The organism is Shigella sp. FC1544, assembly GCF_001722145.1.
In the GTDB taxonomy this organism is placed as follows: domain Bacteria; phylum Pseudomonadota; class Gammaproteobacteria; order Enterobacterales; family Enterobacteriaceae; genus Escherichia; species Escherichia coli.
On sequence record NZ_MECT01000221.1, the window covers coordinates 19,485 to 31,548 of the forward strand.

General features: G+C 49.2%; 8 protein-coding genes and 2 pseudogenes. 4 read left to right on the forward strand and 6 right to left on the reverse strand.

Annotated elements, in window-relative coordinates; genetic code table 11:
- Positions 1–68 precede the first annotated feature (68 nt).
- The 5 genes and pseudogenes from cmk to BGK49_RS12300 form a co-directional block, all read right to left on the reverse strand.
- A complete protein-coding gene (cmk, locus tag BGK49_RS12280; RefSeq protein ID WP_000125016.1) occupies positions 69–752 on the reverse strand; it encodes a (d)CMP kinase in 684 nt (227 codons plus the stop codon).
- A 172-nt stretch (positions 753–924) separates the two neighbouring features.
- On the reverse strand, positions 925–1,689 hold the full coding sequence (ycaL, locus tag BGK49_RS12285; protein WP_005043119.1) for a metallopeptidase YcaL: 765 nt from the start codon (positions 1,687–1,689) through the stop codon (positions 925–927).
- 168 nt (positions 1,690–1,857) lie between these two features.
- A pseudogene (aroA, locus tag BGK49_RS12290) lies at positions 1,858–3,140 on the reverse strand (3-phosphoshikimate 1-carboxyvinyltransferase).
- Between the two features lie 70 nt (positions 3,141–3,210).
- Positions 3,211–4,299: a 3-phosphoserine/phosphohydroxythreonine transaminase gene (serC, locus tag BGK49_RS12295; protein WP_000057140.1), complete on the reverse strand. Its 1,089-nt coding sequence runs from the start codon at positions 4,297–4,299 to the stop codon at positions 3,211–3,213.
- Between the two features lie 198 nt (positions 4,300–4,497).
- Complete coding sequence (locus BGK49_RS12300) at positions 4,498–5,190, reverse strand: DUF421 domain-containing protein (RefSeq protein WP_000642849.1); 693 nt, start codon at positions 5,188–5,190, stop codon at positions 4,498–4,500.
- Positions 5,191–5,319: 129 nt separating this feature from the next.
- On the opposite strand from BGK49_RS12300, the gene ycaO reads away from it, so the two are divergent.
- The 4 genes from ycaO to pflA all read left to right on the forward strand — a co-directional run bounded on the left by ycaO (position 5,320) and on the right by pflA (position 11,612).
- Positions 5,320–7,080 carry a 30S ribosomal protein S12 methylthiotransferase accessory factor YcaO gene (gene ycaO, locus BGK49_RS12305; RefSeq protein ID WP_001295344.1) on the forward strand — a complete coding sequence of 587 codons (1,761 nt, stop codon included), beginning with the start codon at positions 5,320–5,322 and terminating at the stop codon, positions 7,078–7,080.
- A 405-nt stretch (positions 7,081–7,485) separates the two neighbouring features.
- Positions 7,486–8,343, forward strand: a complete 858-nt coding sequence (gene focA / locus BGK49_RS12310) for a formate transporter FocA (RefSeq protein WP_000642546.1) — start codon at positions 7,486–7,488, stop codon at positions 8,341–8,343.
- 54 nt (positions 8,344–8,397) lie between these two features.
- Positions 8,398–10,680, forward strand: coding sequence for a formate C-acetyltransferase (gene pflB, locus BGK49_RS12315; protein WP_001292820.1), 2,283 nt, complete (start codon positions 8,398–8,400; stop codon positions 10,678–10,680).
- Positions 10,681–10,871: 191 nt separating this feature from the next.
- A complete protein-coding gene (gene pflA, locus BGK49_RS12320) occupies positions 10,872–11,612 on the forward strand; it encodes a pyruvate formate lyase 1-activating protein (RefSeq protein ID WP_000111043.1) in 741 nt (246 codons plus the stop codon).
- Positions 11,613–11,725: 113 nt separating this feature from the next.
- Here the strand turns inward: pflA and BGK49_RS12325 are convergent.
- A pseudogene (locus BGK49_RS12325) lies at positions 11,726–12,064 on the reverse strand (IS1-like element IS1B family transposase); the annotation flags it as partial.

Here is a 12,064-nt window from a genome sequence, read left to right on the forward strand (position 1 = left end):
GCCGGATGGGGTTGTTTAACATACCCGCTGTCATTCCATTGCAACGGGGGTACTGCAAATTCGGTCGCTTATGCGAGAGCCAATTTCTGGCGCGCGTATTGTAGCGCTTTTTCAATCACTTGCTCAATGCTTAAGGTGGTGGAATCCAACACTAAAGCATCGGCTGCCGGAACCAGTGGCGCTACCGCTCGGTTACGATCGCGGTCGTCGCGTTCTTTGATCTCGGCCAAAAGGCGCTCAAAGTTAACACTAAAGCCCTTCTCCTGCAACTGTAGCATGCGGCGATGCGCACGTTCTTCCGAGGAGGCGTCAAGGAAAATTTTCACTGGTGCATCAGGGAATACCACCGTTCCCATGTCGCGGCCATCGGCAATCAGACCTGGTAATTCGCGAAACGCGCGTTGGCGACGCAATAATGCTTCACGAACGCGTGGGAATGCCGCGACTTGTGAAGCCGCATTCGCCACTTCCTGAGTACGAATTTCGCCGCTGACATCTTCCCCTTCGAGGATCACTTCCAGATTGCCATTGGTTGACACAAAACGTACATCCAGATGGGATGCCAGCGGTACCAGCGCATCTTCTGACGCAACATCAACATGGTGATGTAATGCCGCCAATGCCAGTACGCGATAAATTGCACCCGAATCCAGCAGATGCCATTGCAATGCTTCCGCCATAGCCTTACACAAGGTGCCTTTCCCTGCACCGCTTGGGCCATCAATGGTAATAACCGGGGCAATTGCCGTCATCTTTATCTCCTTAAAACAGGCGTACCGTTAACATAACCGCGCGCATTATACGCGCCGACGCCACAAATCGTTAACGTTGTGTGCAAAAACCAGTTTTGTCTGTATTCAGATGGGGATTTATTGCGCAATTATAGCGGGCTGGCAGAAGACCAGCCCGAAAGATGACAATGATTTACTTACCAGAGGCGATACGATCACGGATGTGTTGCGCACGCTCTGTTGATGGTGGGTGAGAGTCAAACATGGACTGGGTGCGACCGCCATCCAGACTAGCCAGTTTTTCAAAGCTGCCAACCAGCCCCTGGGTGCTGATGCCACGTTTCTTCAACAGATCAAAGGAGAAATCATCTGCTTCGGACTCTTTATCACGGGAGTATTTAGCATTAACAGCGCCTTCTGCGATATCACCCAATTGTGAGCGGGAAAGCTGGGAAGCCACACCGCTGGTAGCTGAAATGGCATCGCGTGCGGCAACGATCGCATAAGAAGCTTTCATTTCAGCCAGCGAGTGACCCAACGCGACGTGGCCCAGTTCATGGCCCAGAACACCTTCAATTTCGTTGTCATTCATCATGTTCATCAGGCCACTGTAGACACGGACACAGCCGTTCGCCATCGCCCATGCGTTGACGTCGCTGGTCATATAAACCTTATAGTTGACCGGCGTGCCATTAATATTGTTACCCAATGCTTTGGCGATTTTTGCCAGACGTTTACCGTACTTGCTGGATTTACTTGCGACTTGATTGCCGCTGTCCATTTCGGCACAGCCCTGATTGGCAATCGCTTTTGCATCGGCATCGCTTAATGTTGCTGCTTTATAGGCATTTAAACCGGAGCTGATAGCCATATTGGTATCAATACCGTGGGTATTTTGACACCCTGTCAGTAATGCTGCAGAGGTCGCAATCGCCAGCAGTAATTTAGTATTCTTCATGTGAATCATCCGTTGATTAATCATACATAAACATTATATATCAACAACTTACATTAACAAGCGACGCTACCATTAATCAAAATGACTCACAAGGTCCGAAAAAAAACGCCGACAATGTGCCGACGTTTTGATAAAGAAAGATTTGGCTATTTATTGCCCGTTGTTCATTCAGGCTGCCTGGCTAATCCGCGCCAACTGCTCGAAATAATCCGGAAATGTTTTGGCCGTACATTTGGGATCAAGAATCGTCACTGGTGTATCTGACAACGCCACCAGCGAGAAACACATCGCCATCCGGTGATCATTGTATGTCGCGATCTCGGCAAAGTTCAGTTTTTCCGGTGGAGTGATACGAATGTAATCGTGCCCCTCTTCTACTTCCGCACCGACTTTACGCAGTTCTGTTGCCATCGCAAACAGGCGATCGGTTTCTTTAACACGCCAGTTATAGATATTGCGCAGCGTGGTGGTGCCTTTTGCAAATAACGCCGCCGTGGCAATGGTCATCGCCGCATCGGGAATATGGTTCATATCCATATCAATAGCGTTCAGTTCACCACGCGTGCAGGAAATATAATCATCGCCCCAGCAAATGGTCGCGCCCATTTTTCCAGCACATCAGCAAAGCGAATATCACCCTGCATACTGTTACGTCCAATACCGGTCACTTTTACAGTGCCGCCTTTGATTGCTGCTGCTGCCAGAAAGTAAGAAGCCGAAGATGCATCGCCTTCGACCAAATAAGTACCCGGAGACTGATAAGACTGTCCGCCTTTTACGACAAATTGTTGATAGTGCTGATTTTCAATTTCAACACCAAACGTCTTCATCAGATTGAGTGTGATGTCGATATAAGGTTTAGAAACCAGATCGCCTTTAATACGAATCACCGTATCTTCTGGCGCAAGAGGCGCAGTCATTAACAGTGCGGTGAGGAATTGGCTGGAAACGGAGCCATCAACGTCAACGTTGCCGCCAGTAAAGCCGCCCTGTAAACGCAACGGCGGATAATTTTCTTGTTCCAGGTAAGTGATCTTCGCCCCGCCCAGGCGCAGCGCATCCACCAGATGACCAATCGGGCGTTCTTTCATACGCGGCTCACCGGTCAGCACAATATCATTGCTACCCAGACAAAGAGCTGCCGCCAGCGGACGCATTGCCGTTCCGGCGTTACCGAGGAACAACTCCAGGGCACCTTCTGCGTGTAATGGACCGCCGTTACCGATAATTTCGCAACGCGTACGATCGGCTGAAAGCGTATAGCTTACCCCTAACGCTGTTAATGCATTCAGCATATGGCGCACGTCATCGCTATCCAGCAGATTGGTTAATACTGTTTTGCCGTGTGCTAATGCCGCCAGCAATAAAGCGCGGTTAGAAACGCTCTTGGAACCGGGCAGATTAATAGTGCCATCGACACGAGCGATGGGTTGTAACGTCAGGGATTCCATGAACTCAACTCTCTACAACAGAAATAAAAACCCCACAGGCTGGCTGTGGGGATTAAGCAAAATTTCGGCATTAACCGTGACGGCGTTCGAACTCAACCATGAAGTCTGTCAGCGCTTTAACGCCTTCCAGCGGCATGGCGTTATAAATAGAAGCGCGCATTCCGCCGACCACACGGTGACCTTTCAGTGCATGAAGGCCAGCAGCAAAAGACTCTTCAAGGAACAATTTGTCAAGCGCACTGTCCGCCAACTGGAACGGCACGTTCATCCGCGAACGGTTAGCTTTCGCCACGTCATTGCGGTAGAAATCGCTGTTATCAATCACCCCATATAGCAGTTCTGCTTTTTGCTGATTGATTTTATCCATTTCAGCTACACCGCCGTTCGCTTTCAGCCATTTAAAGACCAGACCAGATAAATACCAGGCAAATGTCGGCGGCGTGTTAAACATGGAGCCGTTATCGTTGAAGATGGAATAATCCAGTATCGACGGACACGCGATATTCGCTTTGCCCAGCAAATCTTCACGAACGATGACGATTGTCAGGCCAGCCGGGCCGATATTTTTCTGCGCGCCAGCGTAAATCACGCCATAACGGCTGACGTCAATCGGACGGGAAAGAATGGTTGAAGAGAAGTCGGCGGCGACCACCACATCTTTGCCGAAGTCTGGCGTTTCGTCGATGGCGATACCGTCGATGGTTTCATTCGGGCAGTAATGCATATAAGCAGCATTATCAGAGAGTTGCCATTCACGCATTGGCTTAACCGCGCGCAGACCATCAACAGTCACTTTGGCGTCAAAGACATTAGGCGTGCAGTATTTTTTCGCTTCTTTAATGGCACTTGCCGCCCAGTAACCGGCATCAACATAATCTGCGGTGGTTTTATCACCGAGAATATTCAGCGGTACCGCAGCAAACTGACCGCGACCACCGCCATGGCAGAATAATACCTTGTAGTTGGAGGGGACATTAAGAAGATCGCGAAAATCCTTCTCGGCTTCCTCTGCAACCTGAATGAACTCTTTGCCACGGTGACTCACTTCCATCACCGACGTACCAAGACCGTTCCAGTCGCGCAGTTCCTGTTGAGCCTGTTTAAGCACCTCTGCCGGTAGCATTGCCGGACCAGAACTAAAATTGAAGATTTGAGCCATTTCCCCTCACCACGTTGCGTTGCTATTAACCCGCGGTCAATCGATTGCGACCACAGGTAATACATTATTCCTGTGGCTATCGGTTTTATCATTCAGTGACACACATCGCAATGAGTAAAACCGTTGAGGGCAAAAATGTGGCTTGCATCACACAAAAGAATCTCTCGGATTATTAGCAAAAAGCCGATGTTTTTACTGTCAGGTCACCCGTTTTGCCCGACTTGCCTTCGTCCATTCTGGATTTGCACAGCGCGGACATAATTGTTTTTCCCCCGCTTTCATATGAATGATTTCACTACAACGAATACAGGCATAGTCCGCCGACTCCGGCACCACTTTGTAACGCTGCGTACAATCACTGGGTAAAATAAGTAAACCCGGTTTCACCTTGTCATCTTCAAAGAAATAGACACTGATTTGCCCGTTGGTTTCGAGAATCGCCAGACGTACCTGCCCCAGCTGCTCCACGCCACGCAATCGTAGCTCCATAAAGAACTCAAATTCCGTCATGTTGGAGTTATTGAGTTTCGACCAGGCCAGCTCGCCATCTTCAATAATAACAACCGGCTTACCTTCCAGTAGATCTTCCAGTTTTTCACTGTGCGCCATCAACCACATTACCAGGCGGTATAACAACGCCAGAGTGATAAAGACGATAAGTACCGGCACCATCGGCACATCATCATAAAACGCCACATCTCCCGCCGCTGAACCCAGCGTGAGAATGATTAACACTTCAAACAGCGACATCTGTCGCACACCGCGTCTTCCGGTCATTTTGAGGAACAAAAAAACCAGTACAAAGGTATAAAGACTACGTAGTGCAACTTCGCCAAGGAAATCAAAAGGCACTTTATCAAATGCCATACGGTGGAGATCGAACGCCTTCATTTTTATGCTCTTATCGTGGTTTATTCGCTAAAAGCATAGTCAAGAGTTCATCGGCATGGCGGCGGTGATAGCGCCTTTGAGATAAAACCCGTATTATTGCGCGCTTTCCGTACGACTAAAGTGATTTTCATGACGCAAACATTTATCCCCGGCAAAGATGCCGCTCTGGAAGATTCCATCGCTCGCTTCCAGCAAAAACTTTCAGACCTCGGCTTTCAGATTGAAGAGGCCTCCTGGCTGAATCCTGTGCCTAACGTCTGGTCTGTACATATTCGCGACAAAGAGTGCGCACTGTGTTTTACCAACGGTAAAGGCGCAACCAAAAAAGCGGCGCTGGCTTCTGCACTTGGTGAATATTTCGAGCGTCTCTCAACCAACTACTTTTTTGCTGATTTCTGGCTGGGCGAAACCATCGCCAACGGTCCGTTCGTGCATTATCCCAACGAAAAATGGTTCCCACTGACCGAAAATGACGATGTGCCAGAAGGACTACTCGATGACCGTCTGCGCGCGTTTTATGATCCGGAGAATGAACTGACCGGCAGCATGCTGATTGACCTACAATCCGGTAACGAAGATCGTGGTATTTGCGGCCTGCCGTTTACGCGTCAGTCCGACAATCAGACCGTTTATATTCCGATGAATATCATTGGTAACCTGTACGTCTCCAACGGTATGTCCGCAGGTAATACCCGCAACGAAGCACGCGTTCAGGGATTGTCTGAAGTTTTCGAACGCTACGTGAAAAACCGCATTATTGCTGAAAGCATCAGCCTGCCAGAGATCCCGGCAGACGTGCTGGCGCGTTACCCAGCGGTGGTTGAAGCGATCGAAACACTGGAAGCAGAAGGTTTCCCGATCTTCGCATATGATGGTTCCCTTGGCGGCCAGTATCCGGTGATTTGCGTGGTACTGTTCAATCCTGCTAACGGTACCTGCTTTGCCTCTTTCGGTGCGCATCCTGATTTTGGCGTAGCACTGGAACGTACCGTGACCGAGCTGCTGCAAGGTCGTGGCCTGAAAGATTTGGATGTGTTTACTCCGCCAACCTTCGATGATGAAGAAGTCGCTGAACATACCAACCTCGAAACGCACTTTATCGATTCCAGCGGTTTAATCTCCTGGGACCTGTTCAAGCAGGATGCCGATTATCCGTTTGTGGACTGGAATTTCTCCGGCACCACGGAAGAAGAGTTTGCTACGCTGATGGCTATCTTCAACAAAGAAGATAAAGAAGTTTATATTGCCGATTACGAGCATCTGGGCGTTTATGCTTGCCGTATTATCGTGCCTGGCATGTCCGATATTTATCCGGCTGAAGATCTGTGGCTCGCGAATAACAGTATGGGCAGCCATTTACGTGAAACGATTCTTTCGCTACCAGGCAGCGAGTGGGAAAAAGAAGATTACCTGAACCTCATCGAGCAACTGGATGAAGAAGGTTTTGATGACTTTACCCGCGTGCGTGAGCTGTTGGGTCTGGCGACCGGGTCGGATAACGGTTGGTACACCCTGCGTATCGGTGAATTAAAAGCCATGCTGGCGCTGGCTGGTGGCGATCTGGAACAGGCTCTGGTCTGGACCGAATGGACGATGGAGTTTAACTCATCAGTATTTAGTCCGGAACGCGCCAACTATTATCGCTGCCTGCAAACGTTGTTATTACTGGCACAGGAAGAAGATCGCCAGCCGCTGCAATATCTGAATGCGTTTGTTCGCATGTACGGCGCAGATGCCGTGGAAGCCGCCAGTGCGGCAATGAGCGGCGAAGCGGCGTTTTACGGCCTGCAACCGGTAGATAGCGATCTGCACGCGTTTGCTGCACATCAGTCGTTGTTGAAGGCCTACGAAAAGCTGCAGCGCGCCAAAGCAGCATTCTGGGCAAAATAAAATCAAATAGCCTACGCAATGTAGGCTTAATGATTAGTCTGAGTTATATTACGGGGCGTTTTTTTAATGCCCCGCTTTACATATATTTGCATTAATAAAATAATTGTAATTATAAGGTTAAATATCGGTAATTTGTATTTAATAAATACGATCGATATTGTTACTTTATTCGCCTGATGCTCCCTTTTAATTAACTATTTTAGCGGAGGATGCGGAAAAAATTCAACTCATTTGTTAATTTTTAAAATTTATTTTTATTTGGATAATCAAATATTTACTCCGTATTTGCATAAAAACAATGCGAGTTACGGGCCTATAAGCCAGGCGAGATATGATCTATATCAATTTCTCATCTATAATGCTTTGTTAGTATCTCGTCGCCGACTTAATAAAGAGAGAGTTAGTGTGAAAGCTGACAACCCTTTTGATCTTTTACTTCCTGCTGCAATGGCCAAAGTGGCCGAAGAGGCGGGTGTCTATAAAGCAACGAAACATCCGCTTAAGACTTTCTATCTGGCGATTACCGCCGGTGTTTTCATCTCAATCGCATTCGTCTTCTATATCACAGCAACCACTGGCACAGGCACAATGCCCTTCGGCATGGCAAAACTGGTTGGCGGCATTTGCTTCTCTCTGGGGCTGATTCTTTGTGTTGTCTGCGGAGCCGATCTCTTTACTTCCACCGTGTTGATTGTTGTTGCTAAGGCGAGTGGGCGCATCACCTGGGGTCAGTTGGCGAAAAACTGGCTAAATGTCTATTTTGGCAACCTGGTCGGCGCACTGCTGTTTGTACTTTTAATGTGGCTTTCCGGCGAGTATATGACCGCAAATGGTCAATGGGGACTAAACGTCCTACAAACCGCCGACCACAAAGTGCACCATACTTTTATTGAGGCCGTCTGTCTTGGTATCCTGGCAAACCTGATGGTATGTCTGGCAGTATGGATGAGTTATTCTGGCCGCAGCCTGATGGACAAAGCGTTCATTATGGTGCTGCCGGTCGCGATGTTTGTTGCCAGCGGTTTTGAGCACAGTATCGCAAACATGTTTATGATCCCGATGGGTATTGTAATCCGCGACTTCGCATCTCCGGAATTCTGGACCGCTGTCGGTTCTGCACCGGAAAATTTTTCTCACCTGACCGTGATGAACTTCATCACTGATAACCTGATCCCGGTTACGATCGGTAATATTATCGGCGGTGGTTTGTTGGTTGGGTTGACATACTGGGTCATTTACCTGCGTGAAAACGATCACCATTAATGGTTGTCGAAGTACGCAGTAAATAAAAAATCCACTTAAGAAGGTAGGTGTTACATGTCCGAGCTTAATGAAAAGTTAGCCACAGCCTGGGAAGGTTTTACCAAAGGTGACTGGCAGAATGAAGTAAACGTCCGTGACTTCATTCAGAAAAACTACACTCCGTACGAGGGTGACGAGTCCTTCCTAGCTGGCGCTACTGAAGCGACCACCACCCTGTGGGACAAAGTAATGGAAGGCGTTAAACTGGAAAACCGCACTCACGCGCCAGTTGACTTTGACACCGCTGTTGCTTCCACCATCACCTCTCACGACGCTGGCTACATCAACAAGCAGCTTGAGAAAATCGTTGGTCTGCAGACTGAAGCTCCGCTGAAACGTGCTCTTATCCCGTTCGGTGGTATCAAAATGATCGAAGGTTCCTGCAAAGCGTACAACCGCGAACTGGATCCGATGATCAAAAAAATCTTCACTGAATACCGTAAAACTCACAACCAGGGCGTGTTCGACGTTTACACTCCGGACATCCTGCGTTGCCGTAAATCTGGTGTTCTGACCGGTCTGCCAGATGCATATGGCCGTGGCCGTATCATCGGTGACTACCGTCGCGTTGCGCTGTACGGTATCGACTACCTGATGAAAGACAAACTGGCACAGTTCACTTCTCTGCAGGCTGATCTGGAAAACGGCGTAAACCTGGAACAGACTATCCGTCTGCGCGAAGAAATCGCTGAACAGCACCGCGCTCTGGGTCAGATGAAAGAAATGGCTGCGAAATACGGCTACGACATCTCTGGTCCGGCTACCAACGCTCAGGAAGCTATCCAGTGGACTTACTTCGGCTACCTGGCTGCTGTTAAGTCTCAGAACGGTGCTGCAATGTCCTTCGGTCGTACCTCCACCTTCCTGGATGTGTACATCGAACGTGACCTGAAAGCTGGCAAGATCACCGAACAAGAAGCGCAGGAAATGGTTGACCACCTGGTCATGAAACTGCGTATGGTTCGCTTCCTGCGTACTCCGGAATACGATGAACTGTTCTCTGGCGACCCGATCTGGGCAACCGAATCTATCGGTGGTATGGGCCTCGACGGTCGTACCCTGGTTACCAAAAACAGCTTCCGTTTCCTGAACACCCTGTACACCATGGGTCCGTCTCCGGAACCGAACATGACCATTCTGTGGTCTGAAAAACTGCCGCTGAACTTCAAGAAATTCGCCGCTAAAGTGTCCATCGACACCTCTTCTCTGCAGTATGAGAACGATGACCTGATGCGTCCGGACTTCAACAACGATGACTATGCTATCGCTTGCTGCGTAAGCCCGATGATCGTTGGTAAACAAATGCAGTTCTTCGGTGCGCGTGCAAACCTGGCGAAAACCATGCTGTACGCAATCAACGGCGGCGTTGACGAAAAACTGAAAATGCAGGTTGGTCCGAAGTCTGAACCGATCAAAGGCGATCTCCTGAACTACGATGAAGTGATGGAGCGCATGGATCACTTCATGGACTGGCTGGCTAAACAGTACATCACTGCACTGAACATCATCCACTACATGCACGACAAGTACAGCTACGAAGCCTCTCTGATGGCGCTGCACGACCGTGACGTTATCCGCACCATGGCGTGTGGTATCGCTGGTCTGTCCGTTGCTGCTGACTCCCTGTCTGCAATCAAATATGCGAAAGTTAAACCGATTCGTGACGAAGACGGTCTGGCTATCGACTTCGAAATCGAAGGCGAATACCCGCAGTTTGGTAACAATGATCCGCGTGTAGATGACCTGGCTGTTGACCTGGTAGAACGTTTCATGAAGAAAATTCAGAAACTGCACACCTACCGTGACGCTATCCCGACTCAGTCTGTTCTGACCATCACTTCTAACGTTGTGTATGGTAAGAAAACTGGTAACACCCCAGACGGTCGTCGTGCTGGCGCGCCGTTCGGACCGGGTGCTAACCCGATGCACGGTCGTGACCAGAAAGGTGCTGTAGCGTCTCTGACTTCCGTTGCTAAACTGCCGTTTGCTTACGCTAAAGATGGTATCTCCTACACCTTCTCTATCGTTCCGAACGCACTGGGTAAAGACGACGAAGTTCGTAAGACCAACCTGGCTGGTCTGATGGATGGTTACTTCCACCACGAAGCATCCATCGAAGGTGGTCAGCACCTGAACGTTAACGTGATGAACCGTGAAATGCTGCTCGACGCGATGGAAAACCCGGAAAAATATCCGCAGCTGACCATCCGTGTATCTGGCTACGCTGTACGTTTCAACTCGCTGACTAAAGAACAGCAGCAGGACGTTATTACTCGTACCTTCACTCAATCTATGTAATTAGATTTGACTGAAATCGTACAGTAAAAAGCGTACAATAAAGGCTCCACGAAAGTGGGGCCTTTTTTAGCACGAGAGCCTTTTTTGTCAGCTATCTATACTTTAAGGTGACTGCCAAAACAGACTCGACGTAGCCTTCGAGCTGCGCACCAACACGGCCTCAGATGGGCCACATCTGGAGAAACACCGCAATGTCAGTTATTGGTCGCATTCACTCCTTTGAATCCTGTGGAACCGTAGACGGCCCGGGTATTCGCTTTATCACCTTTTTCCAGGGCTGCCTGATGCGCTGCCTGTATTGTCATAACCGCGACACCTGGGACACGCATGGCGGTAAAGAAGTTACCGTTGAAGATTTGATGAAGGAAGTGGTGACCTATCGCCACTTTATGAACGCTTCCGGCGGCGGCGTTACCGCATCCGGCGGTGAAGCAATCCTGCAAGCTGAGTTTGTTCGTGACTGGTTCCGCGCCTGCAAAAAAGAAGGCATTCATACCTGTCTGGACACCAACGGTTTTGTTCGTCGTTACGATCCGGTGATTGATGAACTGCTGGAAGTAACCGACCTGGTAATGCTCGATCTCAAACAGATGAACGACGAGATCCACCAAAATCTGGTTGGAGTTTCCAACCACCGCACGCTGGAGTTCGCCAAATATCTGGCGAACAAAAATGTGAAGGTGTGGATCCGCTACGTTGTTGTCCCAGGCTGGTCTGACGATGACGATTCAGCGCATCGCCTCGGTGAATTTACCCGTGATATGGGCAACGTTGAGAAAATCGAACTCCTCCCCTACCACGAGCTGGGCAAACACAAATGGGTGGCAATGGGTGAAGAGTACAAACTCGACGGTGTTAAACCACCTAAGAAAGAGACCATGGAACGCGTGAAAGGCATTCTTGAGCAGTACGGTCATAAGGTAATGTTCTAATTTCCCCGTAAAGCGGCAACTTTATTGAGTTGCCGCTTTTTTATTCCGCGCTTCATTCTGCTACAGTGTTTTTAACACATTTTATAGTGCATCTACCAGGTAATGACTCCAACTTATTGATAGTGTTTTATGTTCAGATAATGCCCGATGACTTTGTCATGCAGCTCCACCGATTTTGAGAACGACAGCGACTTCCGTCCCAGCCGTGCCAGGTGCTGCCTCAGATTCAGGTTATGCCGCTCAATTCGCTGCGTATATCGCTTGCTGATTACGTGCAGCTTTCCCTTCAGGCGGGATTCATACAGTGGCCAGCCATCCGTCATCCATATCACCACGTCAAAGGGTGACAGCAAGCTCATAAGACGCCCCAGCGTCGCCATAGTGCGTTCACCGAATACGTGCGCAACAACCGTCTTCCGGAGCCTGTCATACGCGTAAAACAGCCAGCGCTG